The 21,639-nt window shown below is 41.2% G+C and carries 18 protein-coding genes and 1 riboswitch; of the genes, 6 read left to right on the top strand and 12 right to left on the bottom strand.

All coding sequences use genetic code 11. From position 1 onward, the window contains the following. The first annotated feature begins 46 nt into the window (after positions 1-46). The 3 genes from BVI01S_RS01880 to BVI01S_RS01870 all read left to right on the top strand — a co-directional run bounded on the left by BVI01S_RS01880 (position 47) and on the right by BVI01S_RS01870 (position 1,483). A complete protein-coding gene (locus tag BVI01S_RS01880) occupies positions 47-703 on the top strand; it encodes a DUF4396 domain-containing protein (protein WP_061809018.1) in 657 nt (218 codons plus the stop codon). Between the two features lie 167 nt (positions 704-870). Continuing rightward, on the top strand, positions 871-1,134 hold the full coding sequence (locus tag BVI01S_RS01875) for a BrnT family toxin (protein ID WP_061809017.1): 264 nt from the start codon (positions 871-873) through the stop codon (positions 1,132-1,134). A gap of 1 nt (position 1,135) precedes the next feature. Then, positions 1,136-1,483 (top strand): CopG family antitoxin, encoded by a 348-nt coding sequence (locus tag BVI01S_RS01870; protein WP_218000673.1) that lies wholly within the window; start codon positions 1,136-1,138, stop codon positions 1,481-1,483. A gap of 162 nt (positions 1,484-1,645) precedes the next feature. Here the strand turns inward: BVI01S_RS01870 and BVI01S_RS01865 are convergent, their stop codons facing one another. Beyond that, entirely contained in the window at positions 1,646-2,539 is an 894-nt protein-coding gene (locus BVI01S_RS01865) for a LysR family transcriptional regulator (RefSeq protein ID WP_061809016.1), read from the bottom strand. 111 nt (positions 2,540-2,650) lie between these two features. On the opposite strand from BVI01S_RS01865, the gene BVI01S_RS01860 reads away from it, so the two are divergent. Next, positions 2,651-3,397 (top strand): SDR family NAD(P)-dependent oxidoreductase, encoded by a 747-nt coding sequence (locus BVI01S_RS01860; protein WP_061809015.1) that lies wholly within the window; start codon positions 2,651-2,653, stop codon positions 3,395-3,397. A gap of 126 nt (positions 3,398-3,523) precedes the next feature. Here BVI01S_RS01860 and BVI01S_RS01855 read toward each other — a convergent pair whose 3' ends face one another. Both BVI01S_RS01855 and BVI01S_RS22415 read right to left on the bottom strand, forming a co-directional pair. Continuing rightward, positions 3,524-3,853: a YjcN family protein gene (locus BVI01S_RS01855; RefSeq protein WP_061809014.1), complete on the bottom strand. Its 330-nt coding sequence runs from the start codon at positions 3,851-3,853 to the stop codon at positions 3,524-3,526. Between the two features lie 86 nt (positions 3,854-3,939). Next, positions 3,940-5,094, bottom strand: a complete 1,155-nt coding sequence (locus BVI01S_RS22415; protein ID WP_061809013.1) for an amidase domain-containing protein — start codon at positions 5,092-5,094, stop codon at positions 3,940-3,942. 331 nt (positions 5,095-5,425) lie between these two features. On the opposite strand from BVI01S_RS22415, the gene BVI01S_RS01845 reads away from it, so the two are divergent. Further along, on the top strand, positions 5,426-6,187 hold the full coding sequence (locus BVI01S_RS01845; protein ID WP_061809012.1) for an SDR family oxidoreductase: 762 nt from the start codon (positions 5,426-5,428) through the stop codon (positions 6,185-6,187). Between the two features lie 187 nt (positions 6,188-6,374). Beyond that, positions 6,375-7,268 carry an RNPP family C-terminal domain-containing protein gene (locus BVI01S_RS01840; protein ID WP_061809011.1) on the top strand — a complete coding sequence of 298 codons (894 nt, stop codon included), beginning with the start codon at positions 6,375-6,377 and terminating at the stop codon, positions 7,266-7,268. A 344-nt stretch (positions 7,269-7,612) separates the two neighbouring features. On the opposite strand, the gene BVI01S_RS01835 is transcribed toward BVI01S_RS01840, so the two are convergent. The 9 genes from BVI01S_RS01835 to BVI01S_RS01795 form a co-directional block, all read right to left on the bottom strand. Next, complete coding sequence (locus BVI01S_RS01835) at positions 7,613-8,347, bottom strand: plasmid pRiA4b ORF-3 family protein (protein WP_061809010.1); 735 nt, start codon at positions 8,345-8,347, stop codon at positions 7,613-7,615. A 63-nt stretch (positions 8,348-8,410) separates the two neighbouring features. Next, the gene (locus BVI01S_RS01830; protein ID WP_061809009.1) at positions 8,411-11,149 is read right to left on the bottom strand and encodes a tetratricopeptide repeat protein; all 2,739 of its coding nucleotides are present in this window, start codon (positions 11,147-11,149) and stop codon (positions 8,411-8,413) included. A 72-nt stretch (positions 11,150-11,221) separates the two neighbouring features. Further along, on the bottom strand, positions 11,222-11,602 hold the full coding sequence (locus BVI01S_RS01825; RefSeq protein ID WP_061809008.1) for a hypothetical protein: 381 nt from the start codon (positions 11,600-11,602) through the stop codon (positions 11,222-11,224). A gap of 366 nt (positions 11,603-11,968) precedes the next feature. Further along, on the bottom strand, positions 11,969-14,731 hold the full coding sequence (locus BVI01S_RS01820; protein ID WP_082804621.1) for a dynamin family protein: 2,763 nt from the start codon (positions 14,729-14,731) through the stop codon (positions 11,969-11,971). A 6-nt stretch (positions 14,732-14,737) separates the two neighbouring features. Continuing rightward, positions 14,738-15,064 carry a hypothetical protein gene (locus BVI01S_RS01815; RefSeq protein WP_061809006.1) on the bottom strand — a complete coding sequence of 109 codons (327 nt, stop codon included), beginning with the start codon at positions 15,062-15,064 and terminating at the stop codon, positions 14,738-14,740. Between the two features lie 16 nt (positions 15,065-15,080). After that, positions 15,081-16,814 (bottom strand): dynamin family protein, encoded by a 1,734-nt coding sequence (locus BVI01S_RS01810; RefSeq protein WP_061809005.1) that lies wholly within the window; start codon positions 16,812-16,814, stop codon positions 15,081-15,083. Next, the gene (locus BVI01S_RS01805) at positions 16,801-18,726 is read right to left on the bottom strand and encodes a dynamin family protein (protein ID WP_061809004.1); all 1,926 of its coding nucleotides are present in this window, start codon (positions 18,724-18,726) and stop codon (positions 16,801-16,803) included. Before BVI01S_RS01805 ends, BVI01S_RS01810 begins: the two co-directional genes overlap by 14 nt. An 88-nt stretch (positions 18,727-18,814) precedes the next feature. Further along, positions 18,815-18,901, bottom strand: a riboswitch (cyclic di-GMP riboswitch). A gap of 627 nt (positions 18,902-19,528) precedes the next feature. Then, a complete protein-coding gene (locus tag BVI01S_RS01800) occupies positions 19,529-20,332 on the bottom strand; it encodes a hypothetical protein (protein ID WP_061809003.1) in 804 nt (267 codons plus the stop codon). Further along, positions 20,325-20,855: a sigma-70 family RNA polymerase sigma factor gene (locus tag BVI01S_RS01795; protein WP_061809002.1), complete on the bottom strand. Its 531-nt coding sequence runs from the start codon at positions 20,853-20,855 to the stop codon at positions 20,325-20,327. The genes BVI01S_RS01800 and BVI01S_RS01795 overlap by 8 nt, the downstream gene beginning before the upstream one ends. Positions 20,856-21,639 lie beyond the last annotated feature (784 nt).

The following is a 21,639-nucleotide window of genomic DNA, read 5'->3' as shown; positions in this document are numbered from 1 at the left end:
TAACGGGTATATTTGCTTATAGAGAAAAAATAGAAAGGATGATTCTGTGCTAACAACGATTTCGTGGATTTTTCTGGGGATAGGACTGTTATCTTCCCTCATTATATTAGTGGATGTGGTCAAGCATCCGCAGAAGATGAAAATCATGAATGTAGTGTGGCCGATCAACGGGTGGTTCTTCGGTCCGATAGCTCTGTGGACGTATTTTAAGTGGGGACGGGTGAAAGCGAAGGATTTAGAGAAGGAAGACAATCGCGGCCATGGGGCCAAGGTATTCGTCTCCACTAGCCACTGCTCGGCAGGCTGCTCTTTCGGTGACGCGGTCGGTGTTCCGATCGTCGCCATGACCGGTCTCATGATTGCCGGTACTACTTTATTTGCTCATTATACGGTGGAATTCATTCTCGCATATTTATTCGGTATCATCTTTCAATTCTATGCGATTTATCCTATGAACAAGGAGGATGGAAAGCTCAACGCCTTCAAACAGGCAATCAAAGCCGACTCCCTTTCCCTGATCGCCTTTGAAGTAGGGATGTTCGGATGGATGGCCGTTGTGCATTATCTGTTATTCACTCAACCGCCGAAACCTACCGAACCTGCGTATTGGTTCATGATGCAAATTGCGATGATATTAGGGTTTCTGACGAGTTATCCGGCGAATCAGTGGTTGATTAAGAAGGGGTTGAAGGAAGCGATGTAGGGGTAGTGAGAACATTTTAGCTCAGGCACCTCGGAAAGAGCTACCTTTAGAGCATTCTTTTAACCAGTTTCCTTGTCTTTTTTAAATTGAAAATTTTTCCTTTCCTTATAAAATAGTATACAATGTATGTATTAAGGTATATACATATACTAAGGGGGAGTACAGAGTTGGTATTTGATTGGGATCACCATAACGAAAAAAAGGTCAGGGCACACGAAATAGAACCCGGAGAAGCAGAACAATCATTTTTTGATCCTGACAGAGTCCCTCTAGATGCTCACACAGCAAGAAAGAAATTAGTTGGGATGACGGAAGATGGGCGTATACTAACTGTCATCTATGAGAAGAAGAATAAAATGATACGAGTTGTTACGGGATGGGATTCTTCTGAATGGGAAAGGAAATCTTATTATAAAAGAAGGAGGAAATAACATGAGCTTAAATACATTTAATGAGGACAGAGATGAAATGGGCAGAATGATTATTGATGATCCAAATCTGATACCAAAACACATGACAGAAGAAGAAGAACATCAGTTTTGGGAGAAACATGCCATGAGTGAGCGTTTATTGGAAGAAAGCATAATGGTAGAAGACGATGAGGATTTACCACCTCCAAGAAAAGCATCTACTCAGCCAATTAGTATCAGAATTGAAAGCGACCTACTTCTTCGTTTGCAGCATTTAGCTGAATTAAAGAACATTCCTTACCAAACCCTTCTAAAGCAATTTGTAACAGAACGAGTATATGAAGAAGAAAAAAGAGAAAAGGTTTACTAAAAAGCAGATGCTATAAGCTTCTGCTTTATTTATGTTCACAGTAAATATCCGGTCATGTTAGCTTAATTATCAGACGGTACTGGATCTCTCACCCTAAATGAGTAATCAGACATAATCCAGGGTCCATACAGTCATGTTATAAGAACAACGGGGCCGTCTCCCCTACAACTCCCTCCTCACCCTCTTCACAAACTCCTCCACCCTCCGCGAAGGAACCCTATCCTTCCTTCTGATCCATGCAAGATGAAGGGCTTCACTCCCCGCCCCTTCAATCTCCACCGGAATAATCGGTTGATTCGTATAAGGAGCAAGGGTCCGGAACGAATAATCCATCCCAAGGGTCACCGCCACCCCGCTTTGAACCGCCCTCTTAATCGCCTCCGTATTATTCGTGGTAAACAGAATATCAATGGGTCCAAACGGCGATAAGGTATCGTGGGCAAATTGTTTAATATAGTCATCGTTATACAGAACAAAAGTCTCCCCAATCAGTTGCTGTGGGGTGAGCTGGTCAAACGCGGCCAGCGGGGAATGTTCGTGAACGCCGGCCACCATTTTCCCTTCCAGGAGCTCCTCTGCCACCAGTTCGTGATGTTGAACAGCGAACGACTCAGAGGTTAAAATCAGTCCAATATCCAATTCGTTATTCTCGACGCTCTCAACAATTTTCACCGGTCCCATTTCATATATTTCTACCTTCACGTTCGGGTAATCAGTCTTATACGCTGATACCGTATCAATCAGAAGGTTGATGGGACCAGGGATCATGCCGATTTTCAGCTCACCCGTCAGTGTATCCGAGCATCGGTTCGCTTCTTCCTTCAGTTCGCCTATTGCCGCCAGTACTTTTTCCGCTTTCTCGATGATATTCTTACCCTCTGCTGTCAATGCGGTACCCTGACGATTCCGGGTGAAAATCTGTACTCCCAACTCCTGTTCCAACTTGCTGATGGACTGGCTCACGGCTGACGCGCTCACATGCAAATGGTCCGCCGCCTTCGTAAGCGCCCCTGCCCTTGCCACCTCTGCCACATGCTCCAACTGTTCAATATTCAAGGTCCGTCCCTCCTTAAGTAATACTTAACTAAATGTTAGTTTTATTAAATTATAATAAATTTATGTGAATGTTAAAATAAATTCAGATGTTAAAATAAGGAGGAAATACACATGACGAAAAGAGTGGCGGTCATTACAGGCGGGGCAAGCGGAATTGGACGGGAAACCGGTCTGAAGTTTGCCCGTAAAGGAGACCGGGTTGTCGTTGCGGACTTCAATGAAGAATTGGGGAATGAAACGGTCGAAATGATCCGTTCTGCGGGCGGCGAAGCCATCTTCATTAAAACGGACGTGTCCAACCATGAGGACGTAACCAGCTTAGTAGAGAAAACCGTCGAAGAATACGGAAGAATCGACATCATGTTCAACAATGCCGGAATCGGGTCACCTACCCCTGTACTCGACATGAACATGGATGCCTACCACAGAATCATCAATATCAACCAGCACGGTGTCGCATACGGTATCATCGCTGCGGCGAAAAAGATGAAAGAACTGAACATCAAAGGCGTCATCATCAACACCACCTCCGTATTCGGGGTACTCGCTTCACCTAACACCTTCGCCTACCACGCCACAAAAGGAGCCGTCAACATGATGACCAAATCAGCGGCATTGGAACTGGCTCCATACGGCATCCGTGTCGTCGGCATCGCACCGGGAGTCGTGGACACCCCGATCATTCAAGGCTATAAAGACCACGGCATCATTGATTCCATGAAAGCGAAAGTAATGGGGAACAAACTCACACAGCCAAAGCAACTGGCTAATGCGGTTTATCTTCTTTCGTTAGAGGAAGCGGATGCGATTAATGGTAGTGTTGTGATGGCGGATGAGGGGTATGCTTCGTTTAAATAATGGTTGGGACGAGTGGGACTATCCCTCAAGTCCCACTCCCAGATCAAAAAGGCAAGGGATCATTTCCTACTGGGAGTTTGATCCTAATATACTTGGAGATTAAGTGTATTTTGAAAAAGGATGAACTTATGGTCCCGTGCCACAAGTAACTTCATAATGATCCTTACCAGTTTTTTGGGCATAACATGTAGAAGGACTCATGCCGGTTTCACTCTTCCAAGCGTTCCACACAACACTGTATCTTTCACCATACTGTTGATCTTTATAATCATCATCCGAAATGAAGGAGAAGAAGCTTTGGTAAGTATATCCTTCACTGTAAATATAATTTCTTATGGCACTTCGTGGTGAGTCATCATTATGTACTACTGGGGCAAGGAGTGGAAGAGAAATAGCTAAGATTAATAATACGCCAAAAATGATAAGTAAACCTTTTTTCCAAAAGAACCTTTTCATAAAACACCAACCTATCATGGTTAATTATTCCACTTTCAATATAACTGAAAGGCCAATGAAAATACATTGGCCTTTCGTACTACTTATTACTTAATGTCAGAAAGGTATCGAACTCCGCCTTCTACGGAAGTGAAGAATTCCCTTGTTACATTTAATCTGTTTGTTGAATGATAGCTTACTAAAATTTTTGGATTTGCAAACGCTGTAACGATTGCGGTATGATCCATCCAACCGTCTGGACTATTTAAGAAATATTTATTTCTATAATCATAGTGATACACATCTCCTAGGAAAGCATGAGCATAGTCGTCTGTAACCGTACTCATTAAAATCCCACCTGATTGACGAATATAATCCCTAAATGCCCCTGCATTAACCCATGCATCTGTATAAGCCTTCCAATCTGTGAAGTTAGGCATTCCACCGGCTTTAATAGACTGAGAAACAAAGTTTGTACAATCTTCTCCACTATAATACTTATAGCTTGCTGTGTTAGGACTCAAAGCGTATTTTCGAGCATACGCGGCTGCATTTGTTCCATAATAACTGTATGATGCTGCTGCTAAAGATGGACTATTTTGAAGTTCCATTTTTAGATCTTCTTTATCTTGGACTATTGAGATTGGTTCTTTATCTACTTCTTCTTGGTATCTTTCTAGAAATTTGTCTAACGTTAATGTATTATCCTTATTTTTTGCTTCTGCAGTATTGGAACTTAATTGTATATTATCTGGAGATTCCGCAATATTCTGAATACTAGTTTCGCTCATTTTACTAGTTTTATTCAATTGTGAAGAAGGAACTTTAATTTCTAACTTAATATCATCTCCAAGTTGTGTTAGAACATCCTGTCCTTCAAATTTAAAGCTTCGAATAACATATGCTTCCACATAAGATTTCCCTTGTTCATCTGTATATACTTCAAAATTTTGAATATCATATGTGAACTCTTGTAGTTTACGCTTATCTACTTCAGTAGTACCATAATAAATTAAAACTGCTTCATCGGTTTCTGTCAGCTTCGAAATATCTGAATTTAAGAGAGGATTACTTCCTTCAAAATCCTTCTTTTGTTGTTTAAGCATTTTATCTAAAGCTTTTTCACCAATTTTTTGTAGGTTCAATTGGTTTTCTGCTTTCTCAACTGGCTGACTGATTGTTGTGGACGCCATCGATAAAGATGGAATCCCTGTAACGATTAGTGGAACTGATAAAACTAACCCCACAATAAACTTCTTCATATAAAAACCCCTTTTGTCATTTTTTGTTAACGTTAACAACATTTACATCTTATCACAAAAATTGACAAATAAAATATTCTTCTAGTTATATTTTACTAAGTATAAAGTTTTAGGTTAGAAATCTTAGTTATTATGATTATCTTTAAAATCCTATGATGGGTTAGTTTATCTCAAGTGGGATTGGTTTTAAATTGTCAGCTATTTCTTGATACAATAACTAACAGGTGCTCATAAAAGAGACTTGATTCATGATAGCACTATCGATAATCGTGTTTTTTTCATCTTATATTCTAATTTTTACCAATCAAAAACAAGAAAAGGAGAGATACTCATGTCAAAGAACTTATTTGATCTAACCGGCAAGGTTGCAGCCATTACAGGGGCTACACGGGGGATCGGACGTTCAATGGCGTTGGCCCTGGCAGAAGCCGGAGCTGATATTGCCTTACTTCAAAGGAACCCGGAACAGACCGGTGTAAAAGAGGAAATCGAACATCTTGGTAGGAAATGCTCCATTATTGCTTGTGACCTTGAAAAGGTAGAAGAGGTGAAATCAGCGATACCCAATGTGGTTTCAACGTTTGGAAAGATTGATATTTTAGTAAACAACGCAGGTATTCAACGCCGGTCACCATCCGTCGATTTCCCTGAATCGGATTGGGATGATGTGCTGAATATTAATCTAAAAGTGGTCTGGCTATTATGTCAGGAAGCAGGCCGTCACATGGTGGCGCAAGGATCAGGCAAAATCATCAACACCGCTTCCCTGCTCTCGTACCAAGGAGGATTAACCGTCCCAGCGTATGCTGCAGCAAAGGGTGGAGTGGCCCAACTTACGAAAGCCCTCTCCAATGAATGGGCAAAAGAGGGGGTGAATGTGAACGCAATTGTTCCAGGATATATCGCTACTGATATGAATACTGCCTTAATTGACGACACGGTCAGAAGTAAACAGATTCTTGATCGAATTCCAGCAGACCGCTGGGGAGAACCGGATGATTTCAAGGGAACCGTCGTCTACTTGGCTTCGGCAGCTTCTAATTATGTTCATGGACATTTAGCAGCTGTTGATGGGGGATGGCTTGGGAGATAATCAGATGATTTGGTTTCAATTGGGACAGAGGGACAGGTGCTTTGTCCCGCAAACATATTAGAGACGAGGGGATAATATCTCCCTCGTCTCTTTTATTGTGAGGAAAGGTACACTATGTGAGGGAGAACGGACTGTCCCCTCCCCACACATATCTGTTAAAATATAAAAATACCCAGGAGGTGACCCCATGGACTATTCAGTAATCGGAACTAAAATCAGAGAATTAAGAAGAGCAGTCGGAATTACCCAAGGCGACCTGGCAGAAGGGATCTGCACCCAAGCGCTGATCAGCCGAATAGAAAAAGGGGACATCTATCCAAGTGCCACCGCTTTATATCAGATCTCTGTCAAACTGGGAGTGGACGTCAACTATTTCTTTGAAATTGGGACCACGCCTCGTCTTGATTACATCATGGAAGTGGAGAAACAACTGAGGTATTTGAGAGTGTATCGAAAATATGAAGAAATGATGGATTTAGTCAGGGTAGAAGAGAAAAATCCCCTTTTTTATAAAGACAATGACCATCTCCAGCTTCTTTATTGGCACAAAGGAATCTATCAATTTGAGGTAAAGCGGGATGCCGAAGCTGCCTTTTCCCTCTTCGATCGGGCCTATCAATTGACCGCGGATCAGAAAAAGGCCATGTCCGAGAGAGAAATGGAAATCCTTTCAAGCAATGGTGCTATTCTTTACTCTATGAAGCAATATGAAGAGGCCCTTCCTTACTATAAAAAAGTCATAGCCGCCATGAATACAACCGGCCAACTGCAGGATAAATCGATTAAAACCAAAATTTTTTACAGTACAGCCAGAGTTCTGACACGTTTGGGAGAACTTAAGGAGTCAACAGACTACTGTCTCAAAGCTATTAAGTGGTGTTTTGAAGAAGAACTTCTTTGGGGATTAGGTGAGCTTCATTATCAAATCGGCTACAACTTTGAGTTGAAAAAGGACTATGCACAGGCACTTCCTTACTTTCGACATGCCCTGCATATGTTTGAAATACGAAAAGATGAGCCTTACGTTTCCTTTCTCGTGCCAAAGATTGAGGAAATAGCCAAACAGATAGATCCAGCATGAACCCATACCATGGCCTATCCCTATTCGATAAAAAAGCCTATGGCGAATGGCAACCTGAGTTAAGAAGCAAACCCCCAAACCAGCTATATCAGATTCTTCAAACAAAAAAATGGCCCCACACAAAATGATGATACTACACAAATAAATATCTTTTTCATGCTTTCCACTCTTTATGGAAATGGGACAAGGGACCTGTCCCCGTGTCCCATCCATGCCTATATCCCTCTCTACCTCCATATAATAAAATATAAACGAAAAAAGGGCTGAGATAGAGGGACAGTTCTTCTGCTTTCCCCCTTGAAACACCTAAAAAGGAAGCAAGAGAACTGTCCCCTTGCTTCCCCCTACCTCTTCCGATACTTGTCCTCAATAATGCTATAATTTTCGTGATTGATTTTATCCCACTCTGTCTTCTTATAGTTAAGTCCTTTGAGTAGCTGATTGATCCAATCAGGATCATATTCCCTGAAGTATACCGATTTGGCCCATGCCTTCATTTCTTTATGTTCTGGATGCTTCTCATCACGATAGGCTTCAAGAAATTCATAGAAACCATGCAGCCCGCCTACATCTTCAGGAGGAGAGGTTTCTTCTCCTTCCAGTAGGGTTGGATATCCAAAGTAGTAATCATCGACAATCTCCTCAAGCTTAACGGAGAACTGCCAACCATCACCGAAATCATAGGCATAGTGGATTTGTCCATACTTCTCCAGGTAATCATCTATCTTTAAGCCGGTGGGCTTCCGTACTTCGATCTTGAGTCTTTCCAAGGCATTCTTCTCAAATTCCATCATTTCAGGCGGTACGGATTTCAGCCGTTCTTCATACGCCGCCTTGTTCTTCTTATAGTGCTGATGATCAAGGTAAGCTTCTTCATGGTCCGTGACAATCTTATGATCTTCCGTCAGGTCGAATTCATAGTTGTGATAACCTTCACTGGGATAACCGCTTTGGAAATTCGTGACGTTCTGGATGACGTCGTGAAGCCTTCTATAGGTCGCTCCTGCTGGGATGATGACTCTTCTCCATATCAACGGATCGGACTCTTCTAATTCAATTTTGATAACATAAGATTTCAATTTCGATTTCCTCCTTGTGCTTCCACCTTTGAGATACCGGAAAAGGAAGCCAGAGAACCGTTCCTATGCTTCCCCGACAATCTCTTCTATTCTCTTTTTCCTACTCAGTGCCCCTCGTAGTTTAGGGGCTTTCAAAAGCATTTTATTGTAGAATTCTATGGCTTTTTGGTAATGGTCAAAGGCTTTATCCATCTCATTGGCTTCATGATAGATATCCGCCATTAACTCGTGGGTTTTCCCGATGCCATTAAATGTATAGATGTAATTCGGAGTTTCTTCCAGCACCTTGTCATAGAGTGCTAGGGATTGAAGCAGAATTTCCAGGGCTACTTCTCGTTGATTTCTTTTCACGTAGAGTTTGCTCAATTCACGATGGGCTGAGGCCATCCGGTTTCTGGATCCTCCTTGTAAAGGAGCCAGGTCCACCACTCGTTGAAAGGCATCCAAGGCTTTTTGAAAGCTGATAAGTGCTTCATCTGCTAAATTCAATTCGATTTGAAGGACCATGTAATCCACAGCAGCGTGTCCTTTTTTCTCCAAGACGTCGACAAAGTCCGGGGAGAGATCGAGTACCTTATCATAGATCTCAAGGGCTTGTTGGAAGCTTCGAATCTTATCCGCCGGGTGGGTCTTGGAAGAGTAGTGTTCCCCCAGCCTTTTGTAGGCAAGCCCCATATTGGCTAACGTTCGGACATATTCTGGGTGGTCAGGGTTTTCCAAGGCTTTTTTATAGTTTTCGATGGACCTTAGGTAACATTCACCCTGCTTCTCATACTGACTGCTTCCATAAAGCTCGCCCAGTTTCTCATAAGCCAGGGCGGTAAGTCCAAAGATGACACCATCCGCTTTCTTCGATTCGATGGCTTCCTTACAAACATCAATGGCCTTTTGGTAATAACGCATTGATTCCTCATAGTGAGAGAAACGGATGTTTAATTTACCTGCTCGGATAGACAAAAAGGCCTTGACCGCATAGTATTCCACACTTCTTTCCACCGTTTCCTCTTCTGCGTACGCACTCGCCTTCGATAAATAGGTAAAGGCACTTTCATACTCATTGAGATGAATCTTGACTTCAGCTAAGTTCATATAGCACTTACAGATTTGTAAGGAATCTATCTGTTTATCATAAATGGAGAGTGCTTCCTTATATACTTCCTCAGATATCGAATACATTCCCTGAAGTAAGAAAACCTTACCGTAAAATTGAAGAACGGCGGCTTCCAAAGATTGCTCGCATTCGCCAGATATGTACAACCTCATTTCCTCATATGAGGAAGAGAGGAGCTGTAGTTGCCCTTCGCTCATGAATTGCTTAGATCTTTCAAGGAACCAGTTTACTAGAGTGCTCGCTTTAAGTGAGCGTTTCCCATGATATAAAGCTTCCTGAAAGGCCACTGACTGCTCAGAACCACTTATACCCTGATCTTGAAATCGCTTATTGTAATAGTCGAAGAGATAACCATGTACTTGCTGAAATAAATCCCTATCACCTGTATACACATCTTCCTGTAAGCTTGTTCTCATCATGGCATGCATATTCCATTGTTCTGGCGTTTCACGAATAATGAATGAAAAGCGGAAAAGCTCTTGATAAGCGGTCATGGGATACCCTGTCTTGAACTCTTTCACCAGACTTTGAAACAAATCAACGTTCCAAAAGCGGGTAAAGGACAACATCTTTAATGTTTCTTTTTCTGACAGCTCGAGGTACCTTAAGAAGCGGTCGAGGATTTGTTGGGGTGCTTTCGAAAAATCTTCTTGTCGGGGATCCCGTCTTTCTTGTACGACATGATATGTATCTACCATCAAGTCTAAATAATAGGGAAGACCATGACTTCCTTCAATAATGATATCCTGGATACCCTCTTCTATGATGCCGCAGGACGAAAGGAATTTACGACAATCTGTACCCGATAACTCTCCCATTAAATGCTGCTCCAAGTATGCCTCGTTGTCCCAGGCATGATTGCTTTTGCCCCATTGAAGCTTTTCGCGTCCCCCGATGACCCAAAGTACCTCCGGAAGCTGCAAGACCAACTCCTGGACCCAAGCATCCCTTTCATAGTAAGACCCTTGTTGACGCTGCTTCTCCCAGAGGGCTTCATACGTATCCATAAAGATGACCACTGAGGAAGGAGAATGGTTGCTCAAATAATCCCTTACATCCGCTGCCCAATAAACTGACAGCATGTCTTCCATTTGATTAGGGAGCATCTCCTGCAGCTGCTCCATGACGTCCTTCCCTCTTCCCAACCACCATTGAAGCATATCTTTATACCTCGTCAATCCGTTCATGAATTTCAAGGTCTTTGGCAGCCATTGGGCTAAAGGTACATTTTCTAATTGATCGATGACCTCTCCAATAAAGCCCCCTTCTTCCAAAAACGGAAGAGTCGCTTGATTGGATTTCATACTCACTTGTGGATTCAGCTTTTTCCAGTACATCGTATAGGCTAAATCAAACGTAGTGAACTTGATACTGTGTTTCTTCCTTATTTCCTCCCTCAACCAGATCAGGGCTTCTCCGGGAGCGTGGTGTTTCTCTTCTTTAAAATCAATCAATGCCACAACGTTCGACTTATGGAGAACCTCGACTTTCCCATAAAGCTCTCTCAATAGCCTCGACTTCCCGATACCTCCAATCCCGTAATAGGTGAGGACTTTATAGGCAGCGTGATTCTTCTGCTCAAGGGCATGAAGGAACGCCTTTGTGGGTTCTTCCCGATCAGTAAACTCCCTTGCAGCAGATCTTTTCCCTTTATGGAACGAATCCAACGAATATTTAGGACGAAGCTCCAATCACATTCTCTCCCTTCTATTTCATTTGCTGTCACTGAATTGAGGACAATCCCTCCATCCCCTGAAAAAAATTTAATTAAATCTAATCTTCCCTCTCTCAGTTGCTAGAGAAGCATACCCATCCATAAGCAGTATAGGAACAATATATGACGCTATAGCTGTCTTGGTAATATGCTTCATCAGCCACTCCCCAAGACTACCTCCCGGAGGATTTGTTCTTGATGCCCCGATCGTAACTGTTTGCCCTTTAAAGGTATGAAGCAGATTCATGTATTGTTCATTCCTTAGTTTAACGAGCGTATTAAATTTTCCAAGATAGATCTCTTTATCTCCATTTGCCAAGGTTTTATATTTAAACGGTTTTTTTTGTACGATTGTTTTCAAGTCATGCATCGTTTCGTCCATTATCTGACTCACCTCATCAACAGATATCTCTTCAATTAACTTCTTCATAAAATTGGAAAACCCTTCTTCATGCTATCTTTAAAGCCTTAGAATATGTAAGGTATACTCTCCAAAACTCCAATTCTACCCCCATCGACCTATAAAACCACAAAGCGCCCTTTCTCTTAGAAAAGGCGCTTTCAATTTCCAAATGATAACCACGTTGCCGTCATCTGGTCAGATTTCTGACGTACCATGGTAAATATAGTGGCGAAGGTGCAAATGAGCTAAACCAATATAATATATGTAAACAGGTAACTCTTCAAAACATTTGAAATCAGAAACCGACGGCCCCAATAGAAAATTGGTTCCCTGTCATAAAGAAAGTGGCTCGATCCCACGCATTAGGTATCTTAACCGTCCCCCATTTAACTCTCATCTCAGCGAATCACCTTCACTCCAAAGTTGTCCGCTCCGGGCTGCAAATAAAAACAGATTGAGTTTTTGATGATGTTTTTCTCTATTGGAAAGGTAGGCATTGAGTTGACCGGCTTCCAATTTGTTATTGTTTCTCAGGGTGTTAATTTCCTCTTCTGTTTGTTCTGAAAGTATCTCTGCTGTCTGTCTTATTCTTTCTGTGAGTGTTTCTTCGATTTTATTGAAAAAGGGTAGCACTTCATCCAATACTCCTTGTACTGCTTCTAAGTACGTGTTGTTTTCTAAATAGGTTTTATAGCGGTTGTAAATGAATGACTGGCTGCTGCCTCCTATCAGCTTTTGAACGCCGGTTAACAGTCTCATGGGTGACATGTTAGGTAATATGGCAACAGTGGGAAGGCTGAGAGTAGCAACGGCACTGACATTTGAAAAAAGCCAGGCAGAAGTAAAGTGCTTGCTGGATTGTAAGTCAACTTTACGCTCAGACAATTGGCCTGCCTTCTCCAAAAACTGCTTATGCTCATAATTAATTTTTACCTCGATCATTTCAATAGTACTTTGCCAAACTTGTAGTTTTTGAAGGAAAGGAGGTTTCAATTCACTTTCCCAACAAAGAGAAAGTTCCTGGTTCATATATTGGGTTAAATGAACGTGAATGGTCTGGAGGTCACTTTCCGGCCTTAATAGCCTTGACGCGGTAATCATCCTCTGCGGCACTTTTTCCCATACAGAGTTTACTAACGCGGTTTTGATGACTCTCAATTCTTTCAACAATTCGTTCTCCTGCTGTGAAAAATAGTCAATTGTCGCCTGTTTTTCTTTTAGGATGGTAGAAACAGCACTAAGTCTCTTTTTAATAGAACGGTTATATTCTTGTTCTTTTCTCTTCATATCTTCTGCCTTTACATACTCAACAGCTTCAATTAATTTAGCCGTAAACTTCTTTGTTCTCTGTTTCAGAATGGAAGGACTGCGGAAATTTGATTTTATAAAAAGCGGAATTTCCTTCCTGTATTCATTCCTATTTTTATAGGAAGAAAACGGCTGAACCTTGGCTTCCCTAAAGTACTTTTTAACCCGCTTCCTGGTATCAACAATAATATCTTCCTCTTCGTCTTCATCTTCTGCAATATCCATCTTGTTTAAAATGAAATGAAGAGGAAGATCCTGCTTTTCCATTATCTCTTTCAATTTGTTCTTTTCTTCTTTAGTAAATGGAGTACGGGCATTTAAGACAAACAATACTCCGTCACCAAGATGCAAGTGATTAAGAACTTCATTTTCCTCATCTTTTTCATCATTAAATCCTGGTGAGTCCACAAGCCTTAGCCTATTCTCTTCTAAGAATGGATTTGGCAGTTGATAATGAATATAGCCTTTTGTATGGGCTCCCTGTCCATCCCTATGGTCAATAGTGGTAACTGTTTTAAATTCGTTCCTGGAGGAGAGGCGCTGTACGTCACTTCCCTTTATCAAGGTCATTGACTGTTCAGAACCTGAAGACAATACCACCATAGTTGAAGTTGTGGGAAGCACTTCTGCTTCAAGGACTTCTTCACCAATCAAGCTGTTAATGATACTTGATTTTCCGTTACTGAAGGTACCTGCTATCACTAGATGAAGCGTTTTATAATCCCCGAGATGCTCGAGCTCCCATCTCAAGTTAGCTGGAACCCCAAATCCTTCATCACTCATCCACTCCACGAACCGGGAGAGTGCTAACGGAAAGAAAGTGAGTGTGGTACCTTCATCACTCTCCTCCCCTCCCCATAATTTTACTTCCTCCAAAAAATGTTGATCGAATGAATAAGCATACAGTTCTTCCCATGATAATATAAACCCTTTGAGAAGTGTCTTTTCCCCTGAGGTTATCTTCCACCAATTAACTAAATAGAGCGGGATCAGTGCAACAACCTCTTCTATATCAAAATCAAAGAACAGTACATCAGGGAAGCTTTCTTTACACAAAGCATCAATAAGATGCCAGTTGTTGCCCTCTGCACCTAAAGAAGGGAATGTATTGTGAAACGCTTTTAACCATTCGAGGTAAAAAGAACTGTCTTGATAACCGACCCACAGCTTTGTAACGATGTCACTAAAAAGAGATTGTTCTCTTTCTAAAATGATGGGGAACGTTACAATAAACTCTTCCGGGGAGAAATCTTGCATCCGTCCCTCCTCTACGTATTCCTTGAACTTCTGTATCCAGAAGCAACTGCCTGTCCTATTCAATTCATCACGAATGAGTAGGGCAGCCGGATGCCACATCTCCCTTTTCTCATAGAAATCCAACGTCTTGACGGATATGTTCTTGTAGTCGGGAGCCCTCTTTATTGCTTCTTTTAGTACATGTATTGCCATCTCCTCTTTTTCAAAGGATAAGTACAGATGAACAAGGGCAAGATTTTTCTCCATCCATAGAGTAAGGGAGGCATTTTTTCCAACTCTTTGATAATGCTTTTCTGCGTTTTCATATTGACCATCCTCCATATAAGCATCACCCATATTTTTGGACGCCCATTCTGATAAAAGAGTATCTTCTGCCATTCCCCATTTGAAGATCGCACTTTCGAAATCTCCCAATAAGAAGTAGCGCTCCCCCTGTATGAAACGTATGATATTTTGGTCTTCAACGGTGTCTGTTTGTTTCAAGACACTACTTAGAACCTGTATAGGGTTCTCCTCAGCATCTATTCCTAAACAGGAATAGAGCTCTTTCTCCATCAGTAAATCCTCATGTTCCAGAGCGTTAATCTTCATGTTCTACTACTCAAACATAAGAGGATCCATTTTGTATTGATGCACATGCTTCAAAGGATCGTCAAGGTGAATGATTGTCTGTAAACCTGTATCGCCGCTGTACGGAGTATAGGAAAGATTATTCTCTACCATTCCATCGGGACTGGTTCTCACATGAGATTTAACTCCTACGAATTCACCATTCACCGGCATCTTATCCGGTCCTTCATAGGATAAATTATTCTGTTCGATGCCATCTGGTGCTGACCTTACATGGGATGTAACGTCCACTAGATCCTGATTGGCAGTATGCCCCCCTGAAGATAAAGGGTCTATATGAAAAAAATCACTCATTTCTAAATCCTCCTTCTTATTTAATCAGCTCTAAAAGCTGATTTGGATGTTCAGTGGTATCTGCAAGCTTTTGCTTTCTATTTTCAAGCTCGATTTTCAACTCTCTTTGATAGGAAGCGACTGTCTGTTCGAAGATATTTTGGCTGTTGTTCAAGATTGATTGAATTCTTTCATGTACATACTCTTCTAACCCAGTTTCCAGTTTTTCAATTGTACTTCTGATTGATTTATCGACTTCAGGCAACACCGCTTGCTTTGCTTTTTCCAGTTTACGATCACTCAGAAGCTTATTAATAAAAGGAGCGCCCACCAATGAAATGATCGGAAGTAAAATGAAGGCGCCCGATGCCAAAAAGAGTGCGGCTGCCCCCCCTGCAAGCAATCCGCTTTCGAAGTAAGCATTGGAAGAAACCTTTTTATTAGATAAAACAAAATCCTTTGAATGTTGGAAACGGAATGAAGAAAAATGGCTGTTTAGCATTTCAGAGTGTTGATTAAACAGGCGCCCCATACCAGATGACACTTCATTTTCCAGCTTTTCAAACAAATACTCTATGTTGGGTGAATAAGAATTCACCCAATTCTGAACCTTCCTTTTCACATTCAATGGTACTGTCTTCTCAATATACCCTTTAAAATCGCCTTGATGAAAAGCACTTATGTCTTCAAATGTTTCGTCTAGTAGCGTTTCCTCAAAGTGGCGCACCGACTTTCTGGCGATCAGTAGTATCTCTCTTTCCTTCTCTCTTATATAGTTTTCCATCCTTCCTTTCTTACTCTTCGCTTCTTGAACGAACTCTTGAATTCCTTGCATTTCCTCTTTTATCTTCTGCTCGTTCATTTCCTTTCTATGTTGTTTTTCTTGAGCTTCCTTTCGTACATATACATAGATCTCCTGCAATCTTTTTCGGTAGAACTCCATTTTTTTCTGGGCAAGAATCCCTTTATCGAGCCTTTCTTCCAGGAATGAAACCAGTTGTTTGAAATCAGAGTCCACCTTACCTTGTGCTGCTTCTTTAGCCGAAAGCATGAACAAGCTGACAGTTTCTTGTCCAAGAATTTTTTGAAGCTTTTTTTCTACATACTCTTCGATTTCTTCAACTTCATCTTCGTCCACTCTGTCTTTAAAATTCAAAACAAAAGCAATTTCCCCGTGCTTTAAATTCATCACCGTTTCCTTTAAGTACATGAATTCAGATTTACTTAGAGGGGAGGAAGCATTGAGCACAAATAAGATCAGGTCAGAACGGGGGATATAACTGTATGTCACATCAAATTGGTGTTCATTCAGATCGCCTATACCCGGAGTATCTACCAGCACGGTGCCCTTGTTATCAAACGGTATGGGTAGCGCCAGTTCCATCCGATGAATAAGCTTATGGTCATGGTCTCCCTCAAAGGTATAAGCTTCCAGTTCTTTACGATTCAGATCCTTTTCTTCTACTGTTCCATCATTTTTATGAATTTTCCACTTACCCTGATTTCCATGGTGAATCTCACTGACCACGGCAGTAGCAGGCAGCACATCCACTGGCAAAATGGGCTGCTTCAAAATCGCATTGAGAAGAGAAGATTTTCCCCTCTTGAATTCTCCCAATATCGTGATCATCATTTTGTCATTTTCTAGGTCCTTCACAAAATCAGATAGAATAGGATAGGTGCGCGATTCTGGCAATATATCCTTCAGATGCTCTAAGAGTTCTTTACTTTGGGACAGCAGCTCGTCTTTTGTCGTTTCATACGAGTTCATAATCTTGCTCCTTTTTATCCGTCTCGTTTGTTTGAATGATCCTGCTCATCATAGAAAGATGACGATAGACTTCCATCAATTCTAGCTTTTGATCTTCATAATAAGCCTTCTGCTCTTCGATCTTAACCTGCTCATTTCTTTTCAGTTCAACTAGTCCATCTAATTCTTCTCTGATACTAGTAGCCTTTGCTTGGATATCCGCTTCAAAATCATCTAACACTGATCGAGTAATTCCCTCCCATTCTTTCATCACAGCAGCTGCAGACTCCTTTCTATGACTTTGAAACTTTGTATATATACTGTCACTTACATTGTCCAGTTGCTTTCTTCTCTGTGCCTGAATGGCCGTTGTGACGAACCCTCCAATACCTAAGAAAGAAAAAATAGCCAAGGGGACGATTAAAATGGGGGCAGCGATCAACAAGCCAAAGGCACCTAGTCCAAAAGAACCAAGTGCGACCAAAACCCCAGCCTCATCAAAACCTTCCATATTTAAGCCATTCAAATCTAGAGAAAGGCTAAAGCTTTCTTTTACTTGGTCATCTAATCTTTTGGTCTCGCTTTCTAATTTTCGGTAAGCAGCCTGACAATGTTTATCAAAAATTTCTTGAGTAGCTTCTCTTATTTGTTGCTGCATTTCTTTTTGAATAGGGTTCATAATAGAAGCAATAAACGAGTTTATTCTCTCCTTGTTTATTTCCCCTTGAAAGTTTGGGAGTTGGGACTGGATTTCTGCCAGCATCCTATCCATATATTTATAAATGAGATCCTTTAAGGTCCCTTCTTCACCCTTGAGGTTTGCTCTCAACTCATTTTTTATTCTGCTTCCATTTTTATAGAATTCATCTACCCTCGGTAATAGCATTCCTATCTTCTTTAATACTTCTTCTCTTTCCATACTTAATGTCTGGATTTTCAATGACAATGACCCCTCGATAAGATCTGTTGAAAACTTCATCCCTCTTTTTAACGGTTTAAGGAGTTTGACATTTCCTCTTTCTTCCTGAAAAAACCTGCCCAGTTCATTTTCTAGTGCAGGAACTCCTGTTTCAACAAGCTTTTCTTCAATATCTTCCCTTTCCATGGAATCAAGAAGTTCTTTGCGCAGATTCAATGCTTCTCTGGCTGATATCATAAATACCTTGGGATCTCTCAAAATATTATTCAAATTCTTCCTTACATACTCTTTAATCCGGGCTTCCTCCTCAATACCGCCTAATATATCTTTGAAATTCACAGCAATAAAAACCTTGGAAATATCAGCATCAAGGATTTTCTCTTTGAGGAAGCCTTTTTCTGTTTTCGAGAGTGGGGCTTCTGCAGTAAGCAATAGAATAACCGCATCTGATTTAGGGATAAATTTAAATGTTATATCTTCACGTGCCTGTTCAAGATCGTTCACACCTGGTGTATCGTAAATTTCCACCCCACTTGCACATATTTCAGCAGAAGTTCCAATCTCCGCGTATTCTATTTCCCTTATTTTACTAACCTTCTCACCATATTCAGCAATCTCATCAGCATCATCTTCATCGGGTTCATCAGGTACACTGAGCGCTCTCAGTTCCTTGGTTGTAATATCTAAAGGATCTTTCACCCCACCATGATAATGCAATCTAATGTACGAATTCTCGCTGGAAACAATTTTATTTAAGATAGCCGTTGTAGGTTTTACTTTTGAAGGAAGCACTTTTTCACCTATTAAGGAATTAATAAACATTGACTTACCCCTGGAGAACTCACCTACAATGGTCAAAAGGAAAGCATCGTTCTCCAACTGTTCGATGGTTTCCACGGTTTTCCGGAAAATAGTACTCATCTTCAAATCCTCTGCAATGACCTTTATACTATTTAATTGTTCTAAAATGATTTGCTTCTTATTTTCATACTCTGTTAATTTCAAAGATGACATAGTTTTAACATCCCCCAGAAAAAAAATATAGCCCTGCTACAGCAGGGCTAAGATCGACTACAATACATACCGATCTGAAAAGGTAATAAATTGCAGCCCGACTATCATAATTCTTCAGAACCTTAGACCCGCGGCTTTGCGTCCTTACTTTTCAGCAAGTTTGCCTATGAAAATTTTATTTGTATCTATTTTACTATAAAATCAGTAAATTTTTACATAGTTTGTAAAAATTTTAGGTTTACTTACTTAATTCAGCAAGCTCCCATCTTTCCCGCTAGTGCTTGGATGTTTTATTTGGCTGCGAGAGCTTAGAATTATCTTCATGGGCATTTGGTAGCTGTTGATGGGGATGGATTGGAAGGTAGTTAATGGTTTAAGTTTCAGCCAATTAAAAACATCCTATAGATTGAACACTCCAAGAAGTGATTTATCTATAGGATGTTTATGAAATTCACTAGCTATAGGGAATAACCCCCTATATCCCGACCCAGAATGGATCCGTTTCCTCTTGCCTACTCAAAACTCCGACACAATCTCTCCCATCTTCTCCTCTAACCGCTTCTTAAGCTCAGCCTGCTTTGAATCATCTATTTTCTCACTCTACTCTCCTTTATTAAACTTATAAGCATAATTGATATATGAAATGGCGGCAGTAATCAAGGTGGATTGTGCAGACTCATTATCAACGTTCTCTTTGTACACAGAAAAATCCTGATAGCTTTCGTACGTACTGTGTACATACGTACCCAGGTCCGTGGATTCTGTTTTCTCTATTTGAAAGGCTTCAATGGGAGGATAGTCGTCATCGGTTGATTGAAGGGGATTTTCCGACGTTCACCAGCGGACCTTCTGGAGTAGGATACATCCTTCCCTTCGTCATCTCCTCAATGACATCTACTTGATCACCATTACCAACTTCAGAAAATCCATTCAGTTCAGTCGTTTCACCAACGACAATGATAGAATAGAGATCATTTAGTAGACCGACTATATAGTAATAATGATTGGCAGGACCTGCATGATTCTCCTCAGGCGGAAACTTCCGAGATACATAAAGGTAGTTATCAATCATTTCCTCTAAATGTCTTAAATCCTTTTTCAGCTTCGGATCTTCCGGTTGCGCTTTCTCCAGCACAGAAAGAATTCCTTCCATCACTTCTTCTTTTGACTGATAATAATAACCGTCATGCTGCCCCAATGGGTAACTCGTATAATCTTTATTCAATTCCTCATGAAAGTAAGAAAGAAACTCTTTCATGTCGACTTCTTCCTGACGCTTTAACTCCAACACCTTTTCTTCTAAATCGCTCTTTCCCGCTTGTAGGTTCTCTTCTCCCCCCTCCTTAGTTGGGCCGTGGTCACTCGCGTTATCTCCCTCTATCCCAATTTGTTGCACGAGGAACCAACCAAATCCGATGAAAAAGACGAGTGCGACCCCAATAGAGAGTAATCTAGGGAATAAGCTGGTTTTTGTCCATTTCCGTTGGTGCCTTCCTTTTTCGATTTCCATCAGCCACCGCTTTTTTGTTTCATCCGAGAATGGGTTCTCATCAAATACTCCGTGAAGAGACTCCTTGATTTTTTGCTTGTCCTGATTTTCACGCAAGGAAATCACCCCCTTCTAACTGCTTCCTTAACACCTGTCGTCCTCTCTGAATCCTCGTTTTGGCCGTAGAGAGGGGAATGTTCAATAAATCCGCCACTTCCTTTGTGGAGAGGTCATCGTAATAATAGAGGATGATGACTTCCCGATACTTGATAGGCAGGCTCATGACTTCCGCAGCCAACCCATGTTGACCTTCTTTTTGGATAACGTGTTCTTCCGGGGTCGGGTGAACGGGTTTCGCCTTATTTTTCAAACGCTGAAAGAAAGGCTCTTTCATAAAAGGCTTGCGAAGAAAGTCCTTCGACTTGTTGATCGTGATGGCATAAAGCCATGTTTTATAAGAAGATTGTCTATTGAAAGCATCGAGGTTCTTATATGCACTAATAAATACTTCCTGCACAATATCCTCGGACATACTCCAGTCCTTACAGTATGTATAGGCAAGATTGATGAGCTGCTTACCATACCGATCAATGAGCTCACTGATTTCCGGGTTTGATTTTTCCATTAACTGCTGCCCCATTTCGTACACACCTTTGTCTTGGATTCTACCTGTTAGACGGTGGGAATGTTTGGTTGGACTCAAATTAACTAATTTAATAGTAAACTATCAGACTCATTAGTTAAGAATTCTCTCCCCATTTTCCATTAAAAAAAGCACATCTCTTCAACAGAAAATGTGCGGTAGACACTGCTCCAATGCGAATGATCGGGTTTAGACCCGATGCCTTCATCGACCCCGGGGAAGTTCTGTTATTCTCGCATATCGACTAACAGAAAGTTTTATTCTAGTCGGTTCAAATTATGAACCTTCCCAATGAGGATTTCGAGGCTTGTCCCTTCAGCTTATGCTTTCGGCCTACTAGCTTGTTGTCTACGCTTAACATCAAAAGTTACCCGTTGATGTCCCGACTTGCTATGAGCGATTTGCTAAATCTTACTCAGTGGGATTCCCATCCTATATATTAATTTACCCTTATCGTGGCGCACGAACCGTCCCCATTCACACCTTTTTTTGAACCTGAGAAGAGAGCAGCCCAGCTCATTTGGCTCCGTTCAGGTTTTTTAGAATATCATTTTCGTAATCGAATCCGAGTGGAGTAAAGGTAGAAGAGTTGAACTTCTCTGTAGAAATATGTTCAGAGGCTACTTATTATAAATACGGTTGGCCTTCAGATACCACCTTTAATATAAATAGAAAATAGGTTGGAATATGGACAAGCCCAAGGGAATTTGGTGGAGTGAGAGGTAACCTTACCCCTTATTGATGGGATATATAGAACACTCAGTTTGGAATTCTGAAAAAT

This window comes from Rossellomorea vietnamensis NBRC 101237 (genome assembly GCF_001591825.1).
GTDB classification, from domain to species: Bacteria; Bacillota; Bacilli; order Bacillales; family Bacillaceae_B; genus Rossellomorea; species Rossellomorea vietnamensis.
The sequence above is the reverse complement of the archived record's forward strand: the minus strand, read 5'-3'. Positions and strand labels throughout refer to the sequence as shown.